The sequence below is a fragment of the Zhenhengia yiwuensis genome (assembly GCF_014384995.1).
Taxonomy (GTDB): Bacteria; Bacillota; Clostridia; order Lachnospirales; family Cellulosilyticaceae; genus Zhenhengia; species Zhenhengia yiwuensis.
The window spans coordinates 52,415-78,245 of sequence record NZ_JACRSY010000010.1 but is presented as its reverse complement, the minus strand read 5'-3'; the positions used below and the strand labels follow the sequence as shown (position 1 = coordinate 78,245).

The following is a 25,831-nucleotide window of genomic DNA, read 5'->3' as shown; positions in this document are numbered from 1 at the left end:
TCGTATTTATTCTAGACTGTTGGCCAAATATTTTTTTGTTTAATAACCTCTGGTGTAATATTGACACTTTCTGGTGCAAATATGTAAATTTGATCTGTAATACATTCAACTGATCCATTAAGGGCATAGCATGCACCTGTTAAATAATCTACAGCACGTTGTACTTCACCTGGTGTCAGATTTTTCATATTTACAATAATAGGTTTCTTATTTTTAATATAGGCTGCTACTTCCCCTGTCATCTCATAATTTGACATTGTGAAATTTAGAATTTCCATTTTATCTTGCACCGCATTAGTAATTGGTGTTAATTTTGGCTGAGCTTGTGGCATAGGGAGTGGTTGTCTTGGTCTTGGTATACTCTCTACTTTATGCTCTACCTCTTCAAACTCTTCATCTTCATCTTCAAAATCTACATTAGACATAATCATGTCCTTCATTCTAGTCATTATTCCTTTCATTATATACGCCTCCTCAAAATTGATGATTTCTTTGTCTCTTATCTATTGTAATCGCGCGCACCAAAGAGTGCTGTCCCAATACGAATGAGTGTTGCCCCCTCTTCGATTGCGATTTTATAATCATTACTCATCCCCATAGATAATATACTTGTACTTATATTATCAATGTTTTGTTTTTGAATGTCAACTGATAAGTCATAAAGGGCTTTAAAGATTGGCCTATTTTCTTCAGGGTCTTCTGTAAAAGGTGCCACTGTCATAAAACCTTCTATTTTTACATGTGGCAACTGTGCAATTGCCTTTACAAGCTCTAAAACATCCTCCACATAGATGCCATGTTTAGAATCTTCCTTTGCCACATTAACCTCTATTAAAATAGAAGTTACAACGCCTTTTTTAGCAGACTGTTTTTCGATTTCCTGAGCAAGTTTTAAACTATCTACGGAGTGAATAAGTTCTACATGACCTATAACATATTTTACTTTATTCGTTTGCAGATGTCCTATTAAATGCCACTTTGGATTTCCTTTTACTACATCTACTTTATTCATCAGCTCTTGAACCTTATTCTCCCCAAAATGCTCACACCCTAATGATATAGCCTCTTCAATAGCCTCTGCTGGATAAGTTTTTGAAACCGCAATAAGTGTAATATCCTCACTTTTTCTACCACTTATCTTAGCATGTTTTATAATATCTTCTTTAATTTGCTCTAATGCTTCTTTCATTTTATCACCTATCTATTCATTTTGAACATTCATATACTTGAGAAGTTGATCCTCTTTAATGTTTTTAGGATTAGAAATAATCTGATCAAACTCTTTAAGCTTTGTTCCCCTATCTTGTGTTAAAATAGCATATTCTTTATTAGTCATTGCTACTTCAATACGTTTAAACTGTGCAAACTGACCGTTCACTACATACACGCCTTGAACAGTCTGCATATCCGAAATGGTATACGGCTTTTCCTCTGTAGGATGCTCAATAACGCTATTAAGACCTATACCATCTAATTGATCTATCTGCTGCATAATATAAGAAAAGTCATCATCTGAATACTGAATATTAAGAGGCATAAATACATTCATCTGGTTTTGCTTTTTAAACACACCTTTTTCTCTACCCTGCTCTACAATATATTCATTTGGTATACCTAGCATGTTTTTCTCAACAATAGCTTTAAGTGGAATCTTAAGTCCTTCTGCTTTATTCTGCCCAATACTAAATTCGACGAGTCTATAAGCTAAGAAATCTGACAAATAATCACTTGAACTAAAGACGAGTTTTGTTAAACCTGTTTCTACTTCTTCCTGCTTACTTTCTAATTTAAAACGTATTTTATCTTGTTTAGTGTCTTCAAAATAAAGATTATAATACGTACCTACATCATATGTATTTGCTTGTTCAGTTTCTATATAAGTTACGATTTCCCATCTATCACTAGTAATAATCTTATACAGTGGTTCATTGGCCTCTGCCACAACCGAAGGTAGTCTCATCTCTGACTTTTTAGTTTCTGCAAGCAATTCTTTATATTGATCATATTGAAGTGTTTTCATTGTTTCATCGTTTAATTTAGTTTCATAGCCATCTAATGCATAGGAAACAATACCTGATGTAGCTGCTTTTTGTGAAGACTGATTGTTTTTTAAGCTATTGATAATAGCTTCACGATTAGATTGAAAACCTTCTGTTGTTTTAGATTCATCTTGTATATAAAGGCTTGTACGATCTTCTATAGTCTTATCAAGAGATTGGCGTAGTTCATAGACACTTTTAGGATTTTCCCAATACTTACTGTCTATAAAGTTATCCATCTCTTTTTTCAGTACTTCATTAATTTGATAAAGGTCTGCTTGATAATAAGATAAGTCACTACGCTTTTCTTGTTTATTATATAAACTATCATCTAATGTATAAAGCTGATCTTTAAGTGACTGAATTTCTGTACTTTGCGCTACAAGGCATACACTCCCTTGTTTAGAAACTTTCTCTCCTTCACTTAAAATATAATGAATATCTCCAGACCGTGTGCTATTAAATACTTGCTCATCTCTAAAAATAATTCCTTTTAATTGATTTGAATTATCCATAACACCCATCTGAACAGTCTGATAAGAGATAGAAGGATATCTAAATAAATCAATAACTTTAAGCCCTGCATAAGTAATAAACATAGTAATAATGACACCAACTGTCATCTTTTGCATCATCCGTCTTTTTCTACGTTTAGCTTGTGCCTGAAGCTGCTTACGTGTCATCTTATTCTTACTGCGTATTTCTGCTTTTCTTTGCTCTGGTGTAGGATGAACCTCTTGCTGATCATATATTGGAGGTGGTGGTGTATAAGAACTCTGACTTATATAAGAACTTCGTGTATAGTTATCCTCATAAGGAGAACCATAACGAGGTGTATTAGATTTGTTATATTGGTTGCGATAGGGATTGCTATTCGTTTTTTCCCTACTCCTATCTACATTGCCAGTGCCCATATCTGCATAAGGGTTATAATAATTTCTCTTTTTATTACGATACTCGTCTAAATTATAGGTCCCTCTAGAAGGATTATTGGAATTTAGATTGGGCGAATGTTTTTTTGTATTTTTATTTGATTGACTTGTTTTATTCTTCTTCATTTGCTCACTTCCAACATTTTCTTTAATAGTACCATCATATAATGGATTGATTAATCTTGCAATAGCTTACATATAAGTAAAAAAATAAAGGCACAATGTGCCTTTATAAAAGAATGCAAATTAATCCGCCGTTACCTTCATTGATAATTTTTTGAAGTGTTTCTTGTAATTTGATTTGGGCATCTTCAGGCATACGATACAGTTTATTCTGTAAACCTTCATTAACAAGTTCATGAAGTGTTTTGCCAAAAATATTAGAATCCCAAATTTTAGCTGGGTCTGTCTCAAATTCACTCATCATATAATTAATGAGATCTTCACTTTGTTTTTCTGTTCCAACAGTCGGAGATACTTCTGTCTGGATATTTGCTCTAATAATATGATAACTTGGTGCACTTGCCTTAAGCTTAACCCCAAAGCTATTACCCTGTTTTACAATTTCTGGCGCTTCCAAAGTTAATTCATCAAAAATTGGTGCAACAACACCATAACCTTTTTGTTTCACCTCATTAAGTGCATAAGCAACTTTATCATACTCACGTTTAGTAGCTGCTAAATCTTTAATGAGTGTCATTAACTCATGATCACCATTGATTTCCATCCCTGTTGTTTCAGAAAGAACACGATAGAATAAGTCATCTGTTGTGTTAATATCAATTTTAACAACACCTTCGCCTAAGCGAATTTTTTCTAAATAAACATTTTTAATAAACTCTAAGTCTTTAAAACGTTCTAGACTTTGTTTAATCTGGCGGATATTTTCTAATGGATAGATAACCTCTTTAATATAATCTATCCATTGTTTTTTGAGCCAGTGCTCGCTTTCAAGTGTTTCCACCCATTTAGGAAGCATAAATTGAATTTCATTAAGTGGAAATTCATAAAGTACTTTTTCAAGTAAATTATTAATATCTTCTACTTTCATCTGTGCTACATCTAATGGCACAACAGGTACATCATACTCTCTTGAAAGTGTTGATGTTTCCTCAAGGACTTCAGGATCATAAGGTCTCTTTGTATTGTAGACTACAATAAAAGGTTTCCCTATTTTTTTAAGTTCATTAATGGCACGTTCCTCTGCCTCTATGTAATTATTGCGTGCAATATTGGTAAAGCTACCATCTGTTGTTACAACAACGCCTATAGTAGAGTGATTGTTAATAACTTTCTTAGTCCCAATCTCTGCTGCTTGAGCAAAAGGAATCTCCTCTTCAAACCAAGGTGTCTTAACCATACGTGGTACATTGTTGTACATATGACCTTCTGCTTCAGGAATCATGTAACCAACACAATCAATAAGTCGCACACTTACATCAAAGTCTCCACCAATGGTAATATCTACTGCTTCATTTGGAATAAATTTAGGCTCTGTTGTCGTAATAACTTTACCATCTCCACTTTGAGGTAGTTCATCTTGAGCACGTCCTTTACTATACTCATTCGCAATATTAGGAATAACAAGTGCTTCCATAAAACGTTTAATAAAAGTAGATTTACCTGTACGTACAGGGCCTACAATTCCTAAGTATATATCACCGTTTGTCCTTTCTGAAATATCTCTATAGATGTCACAATATTCCATTTAGGTCCCTCCTTCTATATTTAAAATGTATGGGTACATTTTAAATATATGTCTAAAGGGATGATATATGCCTAACTTTAATCAAAACTCTCCATTTTTTTATCACGATTCATAAGCTTTTGCACACATTCTTGTACAGAATAATTTTCAAAAAGTACTTCATAAATACCCTCTATAATAGGCATCTCTATTTCATAGGCTTTCATTAAGGCATAAGCCCCTTTAGCTGTTGGAACTCCTTCTACAACCATGTTAATTTTTTGAGTTGCTTCTTCTAAAGAATAACCTTGTCCAATGAGTTCTCCACATCTACGGTTACGGCTATGTCCACTCATACATGTTACCATAAGGTCACCAATACCGGTAAGCCCACCAAATGTAGCAGGCATCCCCCCCATAGCTACACCTAATCTTGAAATTTCTGCAATCCCTCTTGTCATAAGTGCCGCTTTTGAGTTGTCACCATAACCTAAGCCATCTACGACACCTGCTGCTAATGCAATAACATTTTTAAGCGCTCCACCTAATTCAACACCTATAATATCCGGATTAGTATAGACTCTAAAGTACTCTGTCATAAAGAGGTCTTGAATTTTTTCGGCACTTGCCATACAGTTGCTACTTGCTACCACTGTTGTTGGCATATGCCTTGCTACTTCTTCTGCATGACTTGGTCCTGATAAAACAACAACTGGGTTTGACACAACAGATTGTATCACTTGTGAAAGGGTATAAAGTGTCTCAAACTCGATTCCTTTTGATACATTAACAATAAGAGCCTCTTCAGCCACAAATGCTTTCATACTTTCTGTAGTCTTTCTAATAGCTTTAGATGGTACAGCCATAATGACTACATCTTTTTCTTTTACTGCTTCTTCCACAGAAGTTGTAAACTGAATTTCTAAAGGAATTTTAATACCTGGTAGACATCTTTTATTTTCTCTAAAAGTTAAAATATCTTCTTTTTCTTTTGAATCATAGCACCATATGGTGATTGCATTTCCTTTTTCATTGAGTAAAAGTGCTAGTGCTAACCCCCAGCTTCCTGCACCTAAAACTGCTATCTTTTGCATAGAATCCCTCCTTATCTTTTACTTCCAAGCTTTGATTCTGTTCCTTCCATTAATCGCTTAATATTTGCTTTATGTCTATAAGCCGTTATGCCTGCAATGACTACTCCTAATGTAACAATCTCCACAATATGCTCATTTCCTTTATAAAATACAAATAAGAGAATAGGAATAAAACTTGTTAAAAGTAAAGAACTTATAGAAACAATACGTGTAATCCATGCACTTATAATAAAAATAAGACTGACAATAAGAGCAGTAGGTAGATCAATCATATAAATTGCACCAACTGTTACAGCAATTCCTTTACCTCCTTTAAATTTAAAGAATAAAGGATAGCTATGACCCAGAATAGCACCAATACCTGCATAAAGCCCAGCTAAAAGTACCATTTCTGGAAATAGTAATTTTGCTAGGATAACTGCTAATACAGCCTTTAATACATCACACAAGAAAACAATAAGGGCTGCTTTTTTACCTAGTACACGTAGGGTATTTGTAGCCCCTGCATTGCCACTCCCATGATTTCTTATCTCAATCCCTTTAAAACGTCCATATAAAATGGCACTTTGAATCCCCCCAAGCAAATAGCCCAGACCAAGTGCGACAAGTCTGTACATTTTTATTCATCCTTTCTGCCTTTTTCTCTTACGATGAAATGAACTGGTGTTCCCTTAAAGCCAAAAGCTTCACGCATTTGGTTTTCAATATACCTTAAATAAGAGAAATGCATAAGTTCTTTATCATTTACAAATAGAACAAATGTTGGTGGTTTAACGCTTACTTGTGTCATATAAAAGATTTTAAGTGCTTTACCTTTATCTGATGGTGGTTGATTCATAGCTGTTGCTTCATAAAGTACATCATTTAATAGACCTGTACTAATACGAAGTGTTTGATTTTGTGCAATGGTATGAATCATGTCAAACAGCTTACCTACACGTTGTCCTGTTGCAGCAGAAATAAACATGCATGGTGCATACTGCATATATGCAAGTGTATTTGTAATATCTTTAAGGTATACATTCATTGTTTTATCGTTTTTCTCAATAGAATCCCATTTGTTCACAACGATAATACAGCCTTTGCCTGCCTCATGAGCAATCCCTGCAATTTTTGTATCTTGCTCTGTAATCCCCTCATTCGCATCAATCATAATAAGTACAATATCTGCACGCTCTACAGCTGCTACTGTACGGATAATACTATATTTCTCAATGCTTTCTGTAACTTTCTTTTTCTTACGAAGACCTGCTGTATCAATAAGTACATATTTTTGTCCATCAATTGTTACTTCTGTATCAACAGAATCTCTTGTTGTACCAGCAATATCACTTACGATAACACGCTCTTCACCTACAATTTTATTAACAAGTGAAGATTTACCTACGTTTGGTTTACCAATGATAGCAACTTTAATCGCTTCATCTTCTTCCTCTTCCTGCGTGTCACCTGGGAAGTGCTCAACAATAGCATCTAACATATCTCCAAGGTTAAGAGGTTGTCCAGCTGAAATTGGAATTGGATCACCAAGACCTAAATTATAGAACTCATATACACCCATAGTTTGTGTTTGCATATCATCTACTTTGTTTACAACAAGTACAACTGGTTTATGTGCTTTTCTTAACATATTAGCAACGTGCATATCTGAATCTGTAAGACCTGTTTTAACGTCAACTAAGAATACAATCACATCTGCAGATGCAATAGCTGCTTCAGCTTGTCTACGCATTTGAGATAAAATAATATCGTTACTTTCTGGTTCAATACCACCCGTATCGATCATGGTAAATTTGTGATTAAGCCATTCTACGTCAGCATAAATACGGTCACGTGTAACACCTGGTGTATCATCTACAATAGAAATTCTAGCTTTTGCTAGTCTATTAAATAATGTAGATTTACCTACATTTGGTCTTCCTATAATTGCTACAATTGGTTTACTCATTTTGTTTCTCCTTTTGCATGTAAAATCTTCTCTAGCCACTCTTGTCCTTCATTAGGCATAACAAGGACAGGCATATCTAGTTCGTTCTTTAATTGGTCTAATGTGTAATCATCTAAAAAGACTTCTTCACCACATTTTAACATATTCTCAGCAATTAGCAAAATTTTCCCTAGCTTCTTTTGTTGTTTTAAGGTACTTACAATGTCTTGTCCTGTCAAAAGACCGGTTACAGTGACTTCTTCTCCAAAGAAATGATTCACAACCGGATAGACATGTATCGTTACATTAGGAAATTTTTCTTTTACTTTAGTTGCACACATTTTCATAAATTCACCTGTAATACAACCTGTTACAAGACAGCATTCAAAATCTATAGATTCATCTATTTGATGCATTGCAAGTGCCTTTTCTAATTCATATTTAAATTTAGTTAACATCCCTACACCATTATCTAAAACTGGGAATCCTTCATAACTTTCATAACTTGGCAGCTCTACTCCACCTGTTACGAAAAATTCATCTGCGGCATAGACAAAACGTGTACCCATTTTCTCTAAATAATATTTTTGCCATTTTTCAACAACTCTAATAACCTCTCTAGAAGATGGTCCGTCAAAAGAAGTTAATGTAGTAAGACTTTCTCTAAATTTAGATAAACCAACAGGTACAATAGTAAGCGATAAGATATCCGGAATAAATTCACTTAAGTCTTGGATCGTTTGATCAAGGACTGCACCATCATTTAAGCCTTTACATAATACAATCTGTCCATTAACCTGTATACCATTGTCTATTAAATGTCTAATCTGTTCTTTAATAGCACCTGCAAAACGATTGTGTAACATATTAATTCTTACTTCAGGATCTGTCGCATGAATAGAGATATTAAGAGGTGATAAACGGTATTTAATCATACGACTTAAGTCACGCTCTGAAATATTGGTTAAAGTAATATAGTTACCATTTAAAAATGACATGCGCCAGTCATCATCTTTAAAATAGACTGTCTTACGCATATTAGGTGGCAACTGGTCAATGAAGCAGAACTGACACTTGTTACGACATCTAATAAGTTCATCCATCAGTTCTGTCTCAAAGACAAGTCCTAAATCTTCACTGTAGTCCTTCTCAATTTCTAAATTCCAAAGTTCACCATTTGCTTTCTCAATATAAAGATCAATTTCTTCATCTGCTAATAAGAATCGATAATCAAATACATCTTGTATATATTCATCATTAATGGCTAAAAGCTTATCGCCTTTTTCTATTTCTAATTCCTCTGCAATACTACCGGGTAGTACATCTGTAATAAGATGTGCTTTATATTCTGTTCTGTTTTTCACTGTTGTCAACTCCTATTTCAAGTACATAAAAGCACCTAATGTTCCTCTTTTTCCTTGTGTTTTTCGATGTGAATAAAAAATATCACTTTGGCAACAGGTACACATCTCAGCTTTTGCAATCTGCTCCTGTTTTATGCCTGCATCCACTAGAATCTTTTCATTGCATGCCCATAAATCAATATAATATTTTTCATTGCGTATATTTTTTGTAATAAAGTTTACATGCCCAAACTTCTCTATAAAGACCCTAGCCACTTCTTCCCCTACTTCAAAACAGCAAGGTCCTATAGAAGGACCTATCCCGACTTGTATCTCTTCAAGTGGAATATGATGCTTATTATGCCATATTTCAATCATTTTTTTACCAATACCCCCTACAGTACCTCTCCAGCCTGCATGGGCCATTCCAATCATACCATATTTTGATGCATAAAAAAACAGAGGAACACAATCTGCATAATGTGTTACAAGTGTTAATCCCCTTTCCCCTGTATAAATACCATCTACACTCTCCCATTTATTAGGAGAATGAATACCATTTCCTACATCCTTTAATGTCACTTCTTCTATATGTGTTTCATGAATTTGTCTAGATAAGATAAGACTTTCAAAAGGTACTTCTAACATGTGACAAACCCTTTTATAATTTTCAAGGACATTACCTTCCCCATCTCCTCTATTGAAGCCTAAATTTAAGCTTGCCCATTCTCCTTCACTAACACCACCTAATTTAGTTGTAAAACAATGCTTCATATGAGGATCATCTTGCCATTTTTTAAATTTTACATGAGGCACTTGACTTTCAAGATCCAATATACAGTCTGTGTGATTTTGCATAATTATCCCTCCATAAACGCATTTATAATATGATTAATCTGCTCTTTATAAATCTCAATAACATCAAATCTACACGGAATATCTCCTAAATGATGATACACCAAATAATATTGAGCTACCTTTACAATCTTTTGCTTTTTGTAATAGGTTATACTCTCACGAGGCAATCCACATTTATTATTGCTTCTATATTTAATTTCTACAAATACAGTATATGCCCCATCTTTTGCGATCATATCAATCTCACCTGTTCGACATCTAAAATTCATAGTTAAAATTTGATATCCTTTATCTACTAGATATTCTCTAGCTCGTATTTCATAATAAGTACCTATTTGTCTATTATTAAAATTGTTTCTACTTTTTGGCATATCTTCATTCCTATCATTTACAAATGTTTAATTTGCCTTCTCGTTTTTACTCTATTAGAAGTGTAGCCAGTTTAAAATCTTTATAAACACTAGAACATCTAGAAAGATGATACCCTTTATCCTGTAATAAGTAAATAAGTTTAATAAGAAAAATTTTTCTCCCTATAAATAATGCTGCCTTATCTATAACAATTAAGGCAGCATTATTTATCCTATTATTAGAATTTAAAATCCTTCTTTTTTTAAAAAGGTTTTTCTATGAAGTGATGTAATGCCATAGTGTCTAATACCCTCATAATGTTTTGTACTTCCATAACCTTTATTGCTTTCCCAATCATACATTGGATAAGTAAGGGCATACTCTTTCATCATTCGGTCTCTTGTCACTTTAGCTACAATACTTGCTGCTGCTATAGAAGCACTCTTATTATCTCCTTTGACAATCGCATGTTGTATACAATCAAGCTGTGGAATGGTTTTATCACCATCTACTAAAACCGTTTGATAGATCACATTCATCTTTTCTAAAGCAACTCTCATAGCTTTAAAGGTAGCTTGTAAAATATTAATCTCATCTATTTCAGTTGCTTCTATAATACCGATTCCTACATACAATGCTTTTTTCATAATCTCATCATAAAGTAGTTCTCTTTTTTCTTCTGTCAACTTTTTAGAATCCTTAACACCTAATAGTTCACAATTCGTCGGTAAAACAACAGCACATGCCACAACTGGACCTGCTAATGGTCCCCTTCCTACTTCATCTACACCTACTAAAACCTGACCTGATTCTCTAAAGCATTCATCAAAGTCCTGTTTTTGTTGCCATTCTATTTTCAGATTTTCTAGTGCTTGAAGCTCTTTTAATCCCTTTTGATAAAGCTTTTGTACTCCAGCTCTTGTATCTCTTTTAAAAAACTCTAATAATGCTGGCAATGCTTCTATAGAAGTATTTTTATAGAGTATTTCAATGTCTTTCATTTTGAGTGTCTGTAAATCCATTATTCTAATACTCCTATTTGATCAAAAGGATAAATTCTAAAAGCTCCAATAGCAATAATAGCTTCTTCTTTTATAGCACCAAATACACGACTATCGGCACTCTCCTCACGGTTATCTCCCATCATCCAAAAGCTTCCTTCTGGTACCTCATAAGGAAATTCTATATCACTCCAAGAAAATGGATATGTAACATGTTCTTTTCTTACATAACTTGATTCGTCTAAAATCTCTCCATTAACATAAACATCCCCATCTTGAAGATCCACTATATCTCCACCTTGGGCCACGACACGTTTTACAAGTCTATCTGGCCCTTCCCTAAAAATAACAATATCCCCTATTTCAGGAAGTTTATGATAAGCTGTAAATTGACTAATGAGAAGATGATCTTTTTCATTAATGGTAGGAATCATTGAACCACTTGGTACTTCTGTATGCATAGCTACAAATTGAATAACTAGAAGTGCTGCTAAAAGGGCAACTAGTAAATCCTTACTAAAATCTAATACGTTTCTTAACTTTTCCATGATTTACGCCTCTTTCCTTAAGTATTTATTACCTTAATACACCTATCTGATCTAAAGGATAAATTTTAAATGCACCGATAGCAATAATCTTTTCCTTTGGAATAGCACCAAAAATACGACTATCGGCACTTCCTTCCCTATTATCTCCCATCATAAAATAACGACCTTCCGGTACTGTATACGGAAACTCTATGCTACTTCCTACATATTCTCTTGTGCTATTAAAGGTACGAATATAAGCTATTTCATCTAGTTCCTCTCCGTTAATATACACTTTCCCATCTCGTAAATCTATAATATCTCCAGGAAGCCCAATAACACGTTTAATTAAATTCTCACCATTATATTCAAAAACTACTACTTCACCTCTATCTGGCACTCTATAATAGCTTGGAATCAAATTAACAATAAGATGATCACCCTTATTGATTGTAGGAATCATTGAACCACTGGGAATACGTGTGTGCATCATTAAAAACTGCGAAATGAGTAAAGCAGCCAATACAGCAAGTAATGGCTCCTTTATAAACTCTAAAAAATTTTTAACTTTTAACAATCTGATCCTTCCTCTCCTACAAGGTCTGTAGGGGATTCCACTGTAATCTTACCGATCTTGCCACTGCGATATTCATCTAAAATAACAAGAGCTGTTCTGTTTTCATCTACCCCACCACCTGGTGTAATGAAGCCTCGTTTATTACCAATTGCAAGTAGCATATCATATGGTGTCATTTCATCTGTAATTTCTAGTTTATAACGTTCTTCTAATTTGCCTCTAAAACGTTTTGCTCCTAACTCTAAAAAGCCCATAGCAAGTTCACGTGTATCTAAGATTTCATCTTTAATAGAGCCTAAATAAGCAAGTTTTTTAGCAACTTCTTGATCTTCAAATTTAGGCCATAAGATACCTGGCATATCTAAAAGTTCAAAGCCCTTTTTAATCTTAACCCATTGTTTACCACGTGTTACACCTGGTTTATCTCCAGTCTTAGTAGAACCTTTTCCTACTAAAGTGTTAATAAAAGTAGACTTTCCTACGTTTGGAATACCTACAATCATAGCACGAATAGGTCTATAAATACGTCCTCTTGCTTTATCCCTCTCAATTTTTTCTCTAAGCATTTCTTCAGCTGCAGCTGTAACCTCTTTCATACCTTTTCCTGATGTAGCGATAATTTCAATAACCTTAACATTACTACTGCTATACCAGTCAGTCCATGCTTTAAGCAGTTTTGGATCTGCTAAATCACTCTTATTAAGAACGATTAAGCGCATTTTTCCTTTTGCAAGTTTATCTATATCAGGATTTTTAGTACTATAAGGCGCTCTTGCATCTAATAACTCAATAACAATATCAACAAGTTTAATATTTTCTTCTATTAAACGTCTCGTCTTCGTCATATGTCCTGGATACCATTGTATTTGCATTATTCTTCACCTTTACTTTTCTAATAAATTTCTTCTTTTAAAAATGGATTCGTCCAAAAAGGCCATATACGCATATCAATGCGGCCAATAATTTTATTTCTAGGTACACAGCCTATATAGTTAAATCGGCTATCTATACTATTATTATAATTATCACCTAGGACAAAATAAGTATCTTGTGGTACTGTAAAAGGATACTTAATATCTCCTCCATGCATCATAACATTTTTATCTTCATTATTAATAGGGGTGCCATTGACATAAAGCTTTTCATTTCTATAGTCTATAAGATCCCCAGGCATACCTATAATACGCTTCACGACGGGATTGGAAACGTTATCTGAATGAAACCCTACAATTTCCCCTCTTTGTGGTGACTTAAATGTGTACACAAATTTATTTATAATCACCATATGGCTATTATCTAGTAAGGGCGCCATTGATGTACCTTGAACGCGTAGATTTTGCATAAAAAAAGTAGTTACAATCGTTACTACAATTAGCGCTATAGCTAAATCTTTCCCCCAGCCCCAAGCTACTTTAGCACATTTATTTTTTATGTATTTCATCAGCCATACTCTCATTTCTATACACAAAAAGGGACTTTAAAAGTCCCTTTTTATTTTATTAATTCTTATTACTTGATTAATTCTTTAACTTTAGCGTTTTTACCTACACGGTCACGTAAGTAGTTAAGTTTAGCACGTCTTACTTTACCACGACGGATAACTTCGATTTTTTCAAGAAGTGGTGAGTGAACTGGCCATGTTTTTTCAACACCAACACCGTAAGAAATTCTTCTTACTGTGAATGTTTCACGAGCTCCACCATTTTGTCTTTTAAGAACGATTCCTTCGAACATTTGTACACGTTCTCTTTGTCCTTCTTTGATACGAGCATAAACACGTACTGTATCCCCTACATTGAAAGGTGTTACTTCTCTAATTTGTTCATTTTCAATTGCTCTGATAATTTCGTTCATTATTTTTCTCCTTTAATCTAAGATGTTCTTAAGCACATATGTGTCAGCGGACCATCCGTAATAACTCTCACAAATTATAGCATGTCTTTTTAAGATTTGCAACGATTTTTTGCATAATCGTGGATAAACTGTTTCTCTTTATCCGTTAATGGAGCTTGTTTGAGAAGATCAGGCCTTTTATTAAAAGTATTTATAATAGACTGCTCTCTCCTATAGGCAGCAATCTTCTGATGATTACCAGAAAGTAGTACATCAGGTACAGCCTGTCCATTGTAAACAGCAGGTCTTGTATACTGTGGATACTCTAAAAGTCCCTCTGAAAAGCTCTCATCTTGAAAAGATTCTTCTTTTCCTAATACACCAGGTACAAGTCTACTGATACTATCTGCTACAACAAGCGCCGCAAGTTCACCACCTGTAAGTACATAATCACCTATAGAAACTTCATCTGTTACAATAGCATCTATAGCACGCTGATCAATCCCCTCATAATGCCCACACAGTAGGACAACATGTTCTTCTTGTGCAAAGCTTTCGGCCATAGATTGTTTCCAAGGCTTCCCTTGAGGTGTCATATAAATAACACGTGAAGGCTCAGCTTTAGCATGCTCCTTAATATGGTCATAACATCTACATACAGGATCAGCCATCATTAGCATACCTGCTCCACCGCCATAAGGATAATCATCAACCTGAAGATGTTTATTATTTGCAAAATCACGAATATTAACCGCTTCTATTTCAATAAGTCCTTTTTGTCTAGCACGCCCTAAAATACTACAATTAATAACTGCATCTATCATTTCAGGGAATAAGGTCATTACTGTAATTTTCATTAGTCCTCTAACCCTTCTAATAAATGTACAAGCATTTCCCCAGCTTCTAAATCTACCTTTAAAATACACTGTTTAATAGCAGGAATAAGAATTTCTTTTTCCTCATTACGCACAACATACACATCATTGCTACCTGTCATAAGAATATCTGTTAACTTACCTAAATCTCTCCCTGTATCTGTCACCACTCTAAGCCCATAAAGGTCACATTGATAATACTCATCCTTTTTAAGTGGAAGTGCATCTTTACGATCAATCTTTAAGAGACTATTTTTAAGAAGTTCTGCTTCATTCATAGTATCTATGCCCTTGAATTTTAAAAGTACAAAATTCTTATGATAACGTACTGTTTCAATTTCATAAGTTGTCATTGTTCGGTTTTCAACTTTCACTTCCTTAAGCTTACCAAAACGCTTAACATCATCTGTAGATGGGAGAACTCGTACTTCTCCTTTAACACCATGTGTATTAACGATTTTACCTATTGTAAACATTTGTTCCATCTTATAAGCATCCTTTCTATGTTAAATCATTTTAACAACTAGATACAAAGCCCTCTTTTATAGGAAAGAAGATCTTCTATCTAATGGTTAATATAACAAAGTAGGCTAGGGTATACCCTAACCTACTCATTAATCTCCACAACAACTTTCTTACTTAAAGAAGCTGCCGAAGACTTTACAATGGTACGTATTGCTTTTGCAATCTTACCTTGCTTTCCGATGATTTTACCCATATCACTTGGGGCTACTTTTAGTTCTAGAATTACTGCATGCTCATCTTCGCGTTGTGACACAGAAACTTCTTCTGGAAAGTCAACCAATTGCTTGGCGATCACTTCAACTAAATTTTTCATCGGATACCTCCATTAGGTATTACATTTCAATACCAGATTTTTTAAGTAAAGTTTTTACTGTATCAGTTGGTTGAGCACCATTTGATAACCATTTTTCTACTGCTTCTTTATTTACGCTTAATTCGTTTGGTTCTTGACATGGGTTGAAGAAACCTACTTCTTCAATGAAACGTCCATCTCTTGGAGAACGAGAGTCTGCTACTACGATTCTGTAGAAAGGAGCTTTTTTAGCACCTAATCTTTTTAAACGGATTTTTACTGCCATTGTATTCCACCTCATTATAAAATTATTATTTATTTACATAAAAGGTAATTTAAATTTACCTTTTTTGCCTTTCATCATACCAGAGAACTGCTTCATCATCGTCTGCATCTGCTCAAACTGTTTAATCAGACGATTAACTTCTTGAATATCGCGCCCACTACCTTTTGCAATACGTTTCTTACGAGACATATTTAAAATGCTTGGGTTTTGTCTTTCCTCTTTAGTCATAGACAAAATAATGGCTTCAATATAGGCAAGCTGTTTTTCATCAACATTAATATCGCCTAGTTTTGCGGTATTCATACCTGGGAGCATCCCCATAATTTGATTAAGAGGTCCCATTTTTTTTAGCTGTCTCATTTGATCTAAGAAATCATCAAAGTTAAATTCAGCTTTTCTAAATTTAGCTTCTAATTCCTTAGCTTTTTCTTCATCATAGTTTTGTTGAGCTTTTTCAATAAGTGTAAGGACATCTCCCATTCCTAAAATACGAGAAGCCATACGTTCTGGATGAAACGGCTCAAGGTCACTTAATTTCTCACCCATACCAGCATACTTGATTGGCTTATTCGTAACTGCTTTAACAGATAAGGCTGCACCACCTCTGTTATCACTATCGAGTTTAGTCATAATAATCCCATCAATGCCTAATGCTTCATTAAAGGCTTCTGCCACATTGACAGCATCTTGTCCTGTCATAGCATCTACAACAAGTAAAATCTCTCTAGGCTTTACATCAGACTTAATAAATTTAAGCTCATCCATAAGTACTTCATCAATATGAAGTCGCCCTGCCGTATCGATTAAAACAACATCATAGTTGTTTTCCCTAGCATATTCCATCCCTGCTTTTGCAATATCTACTGGGTTATGATCTGTTCCTAATGAGAATACTGGAACATTAACTTGTTTACCGACCTTTGTTAGCTGTTCAATAGCTGCTGGTCTATAAACGTCACATCCTACAAGTAATGGTCTTTTCCCTTGAGATTTGATAAGTGCTGCAAGCTTACCACTTGTTGTTGTCTTACCAGCTCCTTGAAGACCTACCATCATAATAGGTGTAATCCCCTTAGATGCAAAAGTAATTTTACTTTGTGCACCGCCCATCAGGCTTACTAACTCGTCATTTACGATTTTAATAACTTGCTGACCTGGTGTTAAGCTTTCTAGAACATCAGTACCTACTGCACGTTCTTCTATTGTTTTAATAAATTGTTTAACTACTTTAAAGTTAACATCTGCCTCTAAAAGAGCAAGCTTAACTTCTCTTAAGGCAACTTTAACATCTTTCTCAGTTAGTTTACCTTTACTTTTAAGCTGTTTGAAAACTTCCTGTAGTTTAGTAGATAATTGATCAAAGGGCATCCTAAAAGTCCTCCTACATTTCACTTGACAGCTTTTCAATAAGTGCTAAAACTTCCTCAAGCTGTCTATTATTTTTATTTGTGCATTCTTTACAAAATGCATTAAGTTTTGCTTTTGCTTCTGTAAGAATCTTTTCTTGTTTAACGTATTTGCTCCATAAGCCGAGTTTTGCTTCATAATCAAGCATTTTCTGCTCAGCTTTCTTTATGGTATCAAAAACACTTTGACGGCTAATGTTATATGTGCTTGCGAGTTCTCCTAATGAATAGTCATCAAAATAATAACGCATTAATAATTCTCTTTGCTTGTCTGTTAATAAGGACTCATAAAAATCATATAAGTACGTAATTTCAACAAACTTTTCCATACAACACCCCCCGGCCACTGTCAGCCCTTTTTGCTTTACAGATGAATTATAAAGAAAATCTCATCATTTGTCAACGTTTATTTTTTCTCTGTATTAAAAAGTGCTGCAGCAAATGCTTCTGGATCAAATGGTTGAAGATCATCTATCTTCTCACCTACACCAATATATTTAACTGGAACCTTTAAACTTTCGCAGATTCCTACTACAGCTCCACCTTTAGCTGTTCCATCCAACTTAGTAAGAACGATTCCATCTACTTTGGCAACTTCTTTAAAAACTTTAACCTGTGAAAGAGCATTTTGGCCTGTTGTTGCATCTAATACAATAAGGACTTCTTTATGAGCTTCTGGGTATTCTCTTTCTATAATACGGCCCATTTTCTCTAATTCTTTCATGAGATTTGTTTTATTTTGAAGGCGCCCTGCTGTATCACAAATAAGAACATCACTTTTTCTTGCTTTAGCCGCTTTAATACCATCAAAAACAACGGCTGCAGGATCTGATCCTTCTTCATGTTTAATAAGTGGTGTTTGTGAGCGATCTGCCCAAATTTGAAGCTGTTCTATAGCTGCCGCTCTAAAAGTATCTGCTGCTGCAAGGACTACATTTTTATTTTGTTCTTTAAATTGATGTGCAAGCTTTCCAATAGTTGTCGTCTTACCTACACCATTTACACCAATCACTAAAATAACATTAGGCTTTCCTTCTACAATAAGTGGTGTATTTTCTTGTGCTGTTAAAATATCTGTAATGATTTCTTGAAGTGTATTTTTGAGCTCACTTGGTTCTGTAATTTTACGTTCTTTAACTAAAGCACGTAATCTTTCCATCATATTGAGTGTTGTATCGACACCAAAGTCAGCCATAATAAGAGCCTCTTCAAGCTCTTCATAAAGCTCTTCGTCAATTTTCTTAAAACCTCGTAGTACGTCATCTACTGCTCCTAAGAAATTATCACGTGTTTTAGTAAGCCCACTAAAAAGTTTAGAGAATAAACCTTTCTTCTTAGGTTCTTCTTTCATTACCTCTTCTGCTTGAGTCTCTTCATTTATTGCAGTCTCTTCTACTGCTGGCTGTAACTCTGTAACTGTTTCGGATTGTTCCTCTAACTCATGTGCAGTTTCTTCAACTAAATCATTGAACTCTGCACTTTCTTCTACATGCTCTACTTCTTGATGCTCTACTTGATATTCCTTTTCTTGTTCTGCTTCTTGTAATTCCATAATAGGCTCTGATAGGATAATATTCTGTTTTTCTTCCTCTGCTATAGAAGTTTCCTCTTGTAAAGACTCCTCTTTAGCTTCTACTTGTTTTGTGTCATGTTCCTTAGTCTTATGAACCTCTTCTTTTTTCTTAAAAAATTTCTTAAAGAATGCCATAGGCTCCTCCTTAGCTCGTCTTCTTATCTAAATATTTTGTTGCTTCTTCTAATTTTATAGAAAGCACTGTAGAAACGCCTCTTTCTTGCATGGTCACACCATATAAAGTATCTGCACGTTCCATTGTACCTTTTCTATGTGTAATCACAATAAATTGGGTATCTTTTGAAAAACTTCCTAGATACTGTGCAAAACGCAGTACATTGGCATCATCTAAAGCAGCCTCTATTTCATCTAGTACACAGAATGGTGACGGTTTTAATTTAAGAATACCAAAGAGAAGGGCAATGGCTGTAAGCGTACGCTCTCCCCCTGATAAAAGAGTCATATTCTGTAACTTCTTACCTGGCGGTTTAGCAATAATCTCTATTCCAGACTCTAATATATTGTCTTCATCTACAAGTTGTAAGAAGGCCATACCTCCTCCAAAAAGTTCCTGAAAGACCACACTAAAGTTCTCTGCTATATTCTTGAATTGCTCCCTAAAGATTTCATGCATCTGCATGGTTAACTGATTAATAAGTTCGACAAGTGCTTCCTCTGCCTTTTCTATATCTTGTCTTTGAGCAGATAAAAATTCAAAACGTGACTTTGTCTCTTCAAACTCGCTAACTGCATTCACATTAACATGTCCTATTACCTTAATTTTAGCACGTAGCTGATCAGCTTGTTTCTTCATATCTACAATACTACCAAGGTCCTTCTTAAAGGCTAGACACGCCGAATAAGTCATTTCGTATTGTTCCCACATATTATCAGTTTGCTTATGCTCTTCCATCTCTAGTAATTCTTTTTTATTATGCAACCTATAGCTTTCTTCTTTAAGATTTGCTAGAACTTCATCTATTTTTATAACATTCTCATCGACTTCTTTTGCTTTCTCTTCTAATAACGCACGATCTGTTTCCACTTGAGCTTTTTCTGTCGCTGCATTGATAATTTCTTGTTCTAACTTCTCTATTTCTTCTTTTGTCTGCACAATAGTTTGCTGTAATTTCTTTTCATCTTCATAGAGAGATTCTTTACGTTCAAGAATACTCATATGTTGTTCTTTAGTATTGCTAATATTCACTTCTAATGTTTTGATTTGCTCTTCTACATGGACTTTATTCTGACTAGTTGTAGATAAAGCAATTTTTTCTTCTGTTAATTCATTTCTAAGAGCTTCCCTAGCTGTTTTTAAACTTTCTAGTTCGACCTCAAGGTCTTTTAAGCTTTCTTTATCAAGTTCTATTGTTTCTTGTAAGGCTTTAATTTGTTCATAGACTTCTTCTTTTCCTTGCTCTGCCAATGTCTTTGCATCTTCTATAGCAAGTTTTTCTTCTACAAGTTGAAGTTGAGATTGTTTTGTAAGTTTTAAGCTATTTTCACATTTATTAATTTCTAGAATAAGGACTTTTTCTTCATCATGTAACTTCATAAGCGTATCACTTGCCTTATCCCATTCTACAAGTAAATCCTTCATAGATTGTTTAATAGTCTGTATACGCTTTTCAAACTCGACTGTCTGTATTTTATAAGTTTCATAACATTCTTTTAACTCTTTAAGCTCACGTGTCCTTGCAAAAATATTATTTTTATTATTTTTACTTGCACCACCACTTAAAGATCCCCCTGCATGAAATACCTCTCCATCTAGTGTTACAATCTTATAACGATACTTATATTTACGTGCAATAACAGAAGCATTTTCAATCTGATCTACGATAAGGATACGATCTAGTAAATTCGAAACAATTGGTGCATAAATCTCTTCATAAACTACTACGTCACTTCCAAGACCTAAAAACCCTTTCTCTTTACGAAGGGCTTCTAAATCTGCTGGCTTTGCATAAGGCTGAATTGTATCAAGTGGAAGGAAAGTTACTTTGGAAATATTCCTTTGCTTCATTACTTGAATCATAGCTTTAGCATCCTTTTCAGAACGCGTTACAATATTTTGCATAGCGCCACCTAAAGCTGTTACAATAGCTACTTCATACTCTTTAGGTACTTCTACAATATCTGCTGTAATCCCTAAAATACCTTGCCACATTGCTGCATTTTCTTTCTTAAGGGTTAAAACTTGCTTAACACTATGATAATACCCCTCAAAGTCATTTTTTACCTGCTCTAACCATGCAATGTGACGCTTAGTTTGTTCTTTATTTTGCTGATTTGTTTTATAAGCATGTTCAAGATTTGAACACTCCTGTTCGAACTGCACTTTTCGGGATTCTAACTTCTCAAAGTTTACCTCTTGTGTCCTTAAAGTCTCTTGAACTTCTTGTTCTCTTTTCTTCTGAACTTGTAAATGGACTTCCTGATGGGTGATTTCACTATTGAAAGTTTGAATGCTTTCAGTTAGCTGACTATAACGATAATCGCGTTGTTCTTCTACAGAAGTCTGTTTATCAATTTCGCTCTTAAGAAGATCTATTTGGTGAACTTTATCAAAAATCTCAGATTTTGAAGCCTCTAAGCTTTTTTCCTTACTTTCTAAATCTTGTTGTTTAACATCAAATTCCTTTTCTTTTTTATTAAGGCGTTCTTCCTTCATAGCTTCTTCAAGTTCTAAAGCTGTATGTTTTGCTTTTAAAACTTGGTATTCATTTTGCATAGCCTCTTTATAATCTTGCTGCTTTTTTGTATCTTTATCGATTTGGTCAAGAAGCTGGTGAATACTACTGATACGCTCTTCATTAAGTTGAATAGCGGCATGCTTTTGCTGCTGGCTTTTTTCTAAATCACTAATGCGTTGCAGGAGATTTTGTGTTGCTAAAAAGAAGGCTTCTCTTTTTTGTTTATTCTCTTCTTGAACTTTTACTAATCTTTCTTTATTCATTTGAGCATCAGAAATCTGTGCTATAACACTTTCAATATCTGCATTTAGTTTATCTGTATCACGTTTAATGCGATGGACTTCTTCTATATAAAGGTTAATCTCAATATCTTTTAACGTATCTTTTAAGTTTAAATATTCCTTTGTCTTACCTGCTTCAATTTCTAAAGGTTCTAGTCTGGCTTCAATCTCAGACATAATATCATGAATACGTAGTAAATTATCACGTTCCTTCTCTAGCTTACGCTCTGCTTCTTGCCTACGTACTTTATATTTATAAATTCCTGCTGCTTCTTCAAACAAGCTTCTACGATCCTCTGGTTTTGAACTTAAAATTTTATCAATCTGCCCCTGTCCGATAATAGAATAACCTTCTTTGCCTATCCCAGTATCCATAAAAAGCTCTTGAATATCTTTGAGCCTACAAGGCGAACCATTAATAAAATACTCACTTTCACCCGATCTATAAACACGACGTTTAATCACGACTTCCATATATTCAATAGGTAGTACATGATCATCATTTTTAATATGCATGGATACTTCTGCATAACCTAGAGATTTACGTTTCTCTGTCCCAGCAAATATAATATCTTCCATTTTGGTTCCGCGTAGTGTTTTGGCACTTTGTTCACCCAGTACCCAGCGAATGGCATCTGCAACATTACTTTTCCCACTTCCGTTAGGACCAATAACAGCTGTAATGCCACGCGGTATGTTAAGTTTAACTGCATCCCCGAAAGATTTAAATCCATGTATCTCAATCTTATCTAGATACATTTGTCACCTCTCTATTTCTCCAGCGCTTTAAGCGCAGTTTTAGCTGCTTGTTGTTCAGCTTCTTTTTTACTTTTACCGATACCTTTACCAAGGCATAATTCACCATGATAAACAGCTACATAGAAATCTTTATCATGATCGGGGCCTTTTTCATCTACTACTTCATAATGCAGAGGCTGCATACTTTCTTTCTGGATATTTTCCTGTAAGATTGTTTTATAATCTGTGTAAAGATCCTCTACCGAAAGGCTGTCCACATTCTCAATAAGTGTTGTCTGCAAAAACTTTACTACATCTTCAAAGGCACCATCTACAAAAATAGCACCTGTAACAGCTTCAAACGCATCAGCTAAAATTGAGTTACGTGTACGCCCACCTGTCATCTCCTCACCTTTACCTAATAGGATAAAAGCGCCTAAATCTATATTTCTTGCTGTTTTAGCAAGAGAACCCTCACATACAATACTGGCTCTTACCTTTGATAAATCACCTTCTGGCATAACAGGATATTTATCAAATAAATATTTACTAATAATAAGGTCTAAAATAGCATCTCCTAAAAATTCAAGACGTTCATTATCTTTCATCTGATGATTGCGATGTTCATTTGCAAATGAACGATGTGTAATCGCCTCTTTTAAGTTGTTCGTATTATTAAATTGATAACCTATAATTTTTTCAAGCTCCATAAGCTTTTTAGGACTTATAAAACTTTCTATTTTTTTGTGCATTCTAATCGCTCCTTAGTTCAGTTCACTCAACACATTCTTAAATAGACTGTTTAATAATTAAAATTTTTAGCTATTAAACACCCTACTTAATATATGCGAAAAGCCCCGCAAAGCGAGGCTCTAAATTAATCTAATCCATTTGCTTGTTTGATGAATTCTACAACATCTCCTACTGTTGAAATGCCTTCAGCATCTTCATTGGAGATTTCCATATCAAATTCTTCTTCTAAAGCCATTATAATTTGAAAAATATCCAGAGAATCTGCATTGAGGTCATCCGTAAAAGATGTTTCTAATGTTACATCCCCTTCTGAAATATTAAGCTGTTCACTAATAATTTCTCTGACTTTCTCAAATACCATACTAACACCTCTTATGAAAATTTATACTTTGATAATATTATATACATGTTTTCTAGTCAATATTATTTTTAATTAAATTTAGAAGCAATCTTTTCAATGAGTTTATTTTCAATAAACTGCTCAGTTTGCATGATTGTGCAATAAATTTGTTTCTCTTTTGAATTACCATGTGTCTTCACAACAAGTCCATTCACACCTAAAAGTGGTGCACCACCTTTGCTTGCATAATCAAATTTTTCTTTAATAGACATAACGCCTTTTTTCATAAGTAAAGCCGCAATTTTTGTCTTTAAACTTCTCATAAACTCAGCTTTAACCATTGAAAACACCCACATACCAAAGCCTTCCATAAACTTCAGAATAACATTTCCAACAAAGGCATCACAAACTAAAATATCTGCTTCCCCTGATGGAATTTCCCTTGCCTCTATATTACCGATAAAGTTGATTTTTTCATCTTCTTTTAGAAGTTTAAATGCCTCTTTTGTAAGAGCATTACCTTTTTCTTCTTCTGCACCAATGTTGATGAGTCCTACTTTTGGCGCTTTCACACCCATACATTCTTCCATATAGACAGTACCCATACGTGCAAATTGATCTAAATAGGCTGGCTTAGCATCCATATTAGCGCCACAATCAATAAGAAGGGTATTCCCTTTTTTTGTTGGAATAAGTGGTGCTAAAGCAGGTCTTTCTACACCTTTTATACGGCCAACAACTAAAGTTCCTCCCGCTAAAAGGGCACCTGAATTTCCAGCTGAAACAAAGCCCTCAACTGCTTTATCTTTGACAAGTTTAAGGCCTACCACCATAGAAGAATCTTTTTTGGTTCTAATTGCAGTTACTGGTGAGTCTTCCATTGTAATCACATCTTCTGCATTAACGATTTCAATCTTATCTGGATCATATGTATAATCCTTTAATTTCTCTTTAATGACAGATTCTTTTCCTACAAGGACAAGTACACATTTGGTTTCTTTTGAAGCGCGTATGCATCCTTTAATAATCTCATCTGGTGCATAATCGCCACCCATGACATCAATTGCTATCTTTGGCATTTTCATCACCCTTTATCTTTCTCTACAATTAAACTAAATATGCAAAAAGACAGCATATAGCTGCCTCTTGCATGGAATTAATCTACTTTAACTACAACGCGGTTAGCGTAAGAACCACAAGCTTTACAAACGCGGTGTGGCATCATAAGCTCACCACATTTAGAGCATTTTACTAAATTAAGTGGAGAAAGTTTCCAATTTGCTTTACGTTGGTTTCTTCTTGCTTTAGACGTCTTTCTTTTTGGTACTGCCATGTTAACACCTCCTCAGTTGCTATTTTTTGCTATTAAGACAAAAAATATCTTTTAGCGCCTCTAGTCTCGGATCGATGTCAGCTTTTTCACATTCACATGTGCCTTTATTTAGGTTCGTACCGCACTTCACGCAGATGCCCTTGCAGTCAACATCACATAAAGCTTTCATTGGCATAGCCATGGCGATACTCTCTAAAATAGAGTCTGATAAATCAATACTTGACTTAGTCACACGTTTAATATCCTCATCTTCTAAGTAATGAGCCTCATCATTAGAAAATTGGTCATCAAGCGTCGCATGAAGGGGATATTGAAACGTATTCATGCAACGGTCACAAATCAGTTCGAGTGTTACATCTACAAATCCTTCGACAGTGAAGAGCTCACCATCTTTATGAACTGTACCATAAACTCTAGCTTTGTAGTCCGTTACATTACTTAACAAACGTAGACTTTCAAGAGAAAGATCAACCTCTTGGTCAAAGTCTAGTGTGTCTTGTTTTGTAAGTGTCTGGATATTTATTATCATTCGTTTTCACTCCACTAGGTAACACTTCTGTAATT

Annotated in this window: 29 protein-coding genes; all 29 read right to left on the bottom strand. The window is 34.5% G+C overall.

The genetic code is table 11. The features are described 5' to 3' along the window. Positions 1-11: 11 nt before the first annotated feature. The 29 genes from H8718_RS07940 to H8718_RS07800 all read right to left on the bottom strand — a co-directional run bounded on the left by H8718_RS07940 (position 12) and on the right by H8718_RS07800 (position 25,796). On the bottom strand, positions 12-461 hold the full coding sequence (locus tag H8718_RS07940; RefSeq protein ID WP_177672171.1) for a cell division protein SepF: 450 nt from the start codon (positions 459-461) through the stop codon (positions 12-14). A 38-nt stretch (positions 462-499) separates the two neighbouring features. Further along, a complete protein-coding gene (locus tag H8718_RS07935; RefSeq protein WP_177672172.1) occupies positions 500-1,189 on the bottom strand; it encodes a YggS family pyridoxal phosphate-dependent enzyme in 690 nt (229 codons plus the stop codon). A gap of 12 nt (positions 1,190-1,201) precedes the next feature. After that, on the bottom strand, positions 1,202-3,097 hold the full coding sequence (locus H8718_RS07930; protein WP_177672173.1) for an HlyD family efflux transporter periplasmic adaptor subunit: 1,896 nt from the start codon (positions 3,095-3,097) through the stop codon (positions 1,202-1,204). Positions 3,098-3,200: 103 nt separating this feature from the next. Beyond that, positions 3,201-4,679, bottom strand: a complete 1,479-nt coding sequence (gene spoIVA, locus H8718_RS07925; protein ID WP_249332507.1) for a stage IV sporulation protein A — start codon at positions 4,677-4,679, stop codon at positions 3,201-3,203. Positions 4,680-4,756: 77 nt separating this feature from the next. Beyond that, complete coding sequence (locus H8718_RS07920; protein ID WP_177672175.1) at positions 4,757-5,752, bottom strand: NAD(P)H-dependent glycerol-3-phosphate dehydrogenase; 996 nt, start codon at positions 5,750-5,752, stop codon at positions 4,757-4,759. An 11-nt stretch (positions 5,753-5,763) separates the two neighbouring features. After that, positions 5,764-6,369 (bottom strand): glycerol-3-phosphate 1-O-acyltransferase PlsY, encoded by a 606-nt coding sequence (gene plsY, locus H8718_RS07915; protein ID WP_249332506.1) that lies wholly within the window; start codon positions 6,367-6,369, stop codon positions 5,764-5,766. A 2-nt stretch (positions 6,370-6,371) separates the two neighbouring features. Then, complete coding sequence (gene der / locus H8718_RS07910) at positions 6,372-7,700, bottom strand: ribosome biogenesis GTPase Der (RefSeq protein WP_177672177.1); 1,329 nt, start codon at positions 7,698-7,700, stop codon at positions 6,372-6,374. Next, a complete protein-coding gene (locus H8718_RS07905) occupies positions 7,697-9,043 on the bottom strand; it encodes a DUF512 domain-containing protein (protein WP_249332505.1) in 1,347 nt (448 codons plus the stop codon). The genes der and H8718_RS07905 overlap by 4 nt, the downstream gene beginning before the upstream one ends. Before the next feature lie 12 nt (positions 9,044-9,055). Further along, complete coding sequence (pgeF, locus tag H8718_RS07900) at positions 9,056-9,880, bottom strand: peptidoglycan editing factor PgeF (protein ID WP_249332504.1); 825 nt, start codon at positions 9,878-9,880, stop codon at positions 9,056-9,058. Between the two features lie 2 nt (positions 9,881-9,882). Next, entirely contained in the window at positions 9,883-10,251 is a 369-nt protein-coding gene (locus tag H8718_RS07895) for a YraN family protein (RefSeq protein WP_249332503.1), read from the bottom strand. 225 nt (positions 10,252-10,476) lie between these two features. Beyond that, the gene (locus H8718_RS07890) at positions 10,477-11,253 is read right to left on the bottom strand and encodes a ribonuclease HII (protein WP_249332502.1); all 777 of its coding nucleotides are present in this window, start codon (positions 11,251-11,253) and stop codon (positions 10,477-10,479) included. Then, entirely contained in the window at positions 11,253-11,780 is a 528-nt protein-coding gene (lepB, locus tag H8718_RS07885) for a signal peptidase I (protein ID WP_177672181.1), read from the bottom strand. The genes H8718_RS07890 and lepB (H8718_RS07885) overlap by 1 nt, the downstream gene beginning before the upstream one ends. A gap of 28 nt (positions 11,781-11,808) precedes the next feature. After that, positions 11,809-12,336: a signal peptidase I gene (lepB, locus tag H8718_RS07880; RefSeq protein WP_249332501.1), complete on the bottom strand. Its 528-nt coding sequence runs from the start codon at positions 12,334-12,336 to the stop codon at positions 11,809-11,811. Beyond that, positions 12,330-13,208, bottom strand: a complete 879-nt coding sequence (gene ylqF / locus H8718_RS07875) for a ribosome biogenesis GTPase YlqF (protein ID WP_177672182.1) — start codon at positions 13,206-13,208, stop codon at positions 12,330-12,332. Before ylqF ends, lepB (H8718_RS07880) begins: the two co-directional genes overlap by 7 nt. 20 nt (positions 13,209-13,228) lie before the next feature. After that, positions 13,229-13,777, bottom strand: a complete 549-nt coding sequence (gene lepB / locus H8718_RS07870; protein WP_177672183.1) for a signal peptidase I — start codon at positions 13,775-13,777, stop codon at positions 13,229-13,231. A gap of 68 nt (positions 13,778-13,845) precedes the next feature. After that, positions 13,846-14,190 (bottom strand): 50S ribosomal protein L19, encoded by a 345-nt coding sequence (rplS, locus tag H8718_RS07865; RefSeq protein WP_177672184.1) that lies wholly within the window; start codon positions 14,188-14,190, stop codon positions 13,846-13,848. 89 nt (positions 14,191-14,279) lie between these two features. Then, complete coding sequence (gene trmD / locus H8718_RS07860; RefSeq protein ID WP_249332500.1) at positions 14,280-15,026, bottom strand: tRNA (guanosine(37)-N1)-methyltransferase TrmD; 747 nt, start codon at positions 15,024-15,026, stop codon at positions 14,280-14,282. Beyond that, on the bottom strand, positions 15,026-15,529 hold the full coding sequence (rimM, locus tag H8718_RS07855) for a ribosome maturation factor RimM (RefSeq protein ID WP_177672186.1): 504 nt from the start codon (positions 15,527-15,529) through the stop codon (positions 15,026-15,028). The genes trmD and rimM overlap by 1 nt, the downstream gene beginning before the upstream one ends. 122 nt (positions 15,530-15,651) lie before the next feature. Further along, a complete protein-coding gene (locus H8718_RS07850; protein WP_249332499.1) occupies positions 15,652-15,882 on the bottom strand; it encodes a KH domain-containing protein in 231 nt (76 codons plus the stop codon). A 19-nt stretch (positions 15,883-15,901) separates the two neighbouring features. Beyond that, the gene (rpsP, locus tag H8718_RS07845) at positions 15,902-16,147 is read right to left on the bottom strand and encodes a 30S ribosomal protein S16 (protein ID WP_177672188.1); all 246 of its coding nucleotides are present in this window, start codon (positions 16,145-16,147) and stop codon (positions 15,902-15,904) included. A 33-nt stretch (positions 16,148-16,180) separates the two neighbouring features. Next, entirely contained in the window at positions 16,181-17,515 is a 1,335-nt protein-coding gene (gene ffh / locus H8718_RS07840; protein ID WP_249332498.1) for a signal recognition particle protein, read from the bottom strand. A 13-nt stretch (positions 17,516-17,528) separates the two neighbouring features. Continuing rightward, positions 17,529-17,882, bottom strand: a complete 354-nt coding sequence (gene ylxM / locus H8718_RS07835) for a YlxM family DNA-binding protein (RefSeq protein ID WP_177672190.1) — start codon at positions 17,880-17,882, stop codon at positions 17,529-17,531. 77 nt (positions 17,883-17,959) lie between these two features. Next, a complete protein-coding gene (ftsY, locus tag H8718_RS07830; RefSeq protein ID WP_334299079.1) occupies positions 17,960-18,904 on the bottom strand; it encodes a signal recognition particle-docking protein FtsY in 945 nt (314 codons plus the stop codon). Positions 18,905-19,271: 367 nt separating this feature from the next. Beyond that, positions 19,272-22,862 (bottom strand): chromosome segregation protein SMC, encoded by a 3,591-nt coding sequence (gene smc, locus H8718_RS07825; protein WP_249332497.1) that lies wholly within the window; start codon positions 22,860-22,862, stop codon positions 19,272-19,274. An 11-nt stretch (positions 22,863-22,873) separates the two neighbouring features. Beyond that, entirely contained in the window at positions 22,874-23,593 is a 720-nt protein-coding gene (gene rnc / locus H8718_RS07820; RefSeq protein ID WP_177672193.1) for a ribonuclease III, read from the bottom strand. Positions 23,594-23,718: 125 nt separating this feature from the next. Continuing rightward, positions 23,719-23,955, bottom strand: a complete 237-nt coding sequence (gene acpP / locus H8718_RS07815) for an acyl carrier protein (RefSeq protein WP_177672194.1) — start codon at positions 23,953-23,955, stop codon at positions 23,719-23,721. Positions 23,956-24,023: 68 nt separating this feature from the next. Next, entirely contained in the window at positions 24,024-25,013 is a 990-nt protein-coding gene (gene plsX / locus H8718_RS07810) for a phosphate acyltransferase PlsX (protein WP_177672195.1), read from the bottom strand. 77 nt (positions 25,014-25,090) lie between these two features. Continuing rightward, positions 25,091-25,267: a 50S ribosomal protein L32 gene (gene rpmF, locus H8718_RS07805; RefSeq protein WP_053983984.1), complete on the bottom strand. Its 177-nt coding sequence runs from the start codon at positions 25,265-25,267 to the stop codon at positions 25,091-25,093. 19 nt (positions 25,268-25,286) lie between these two features. After that, complete coding sequence (locus tag H8718_RS07800; RefSeq protein ID WP_177672196.1) at positions 25,287-25,796, bottom strand: YceD family protein; 510 nt, start codon at positions 25,794-25,796, stop codon at positions 25,287-25,289. Positions 25,797-25,831: the final 35 nt, after the last annotated feature.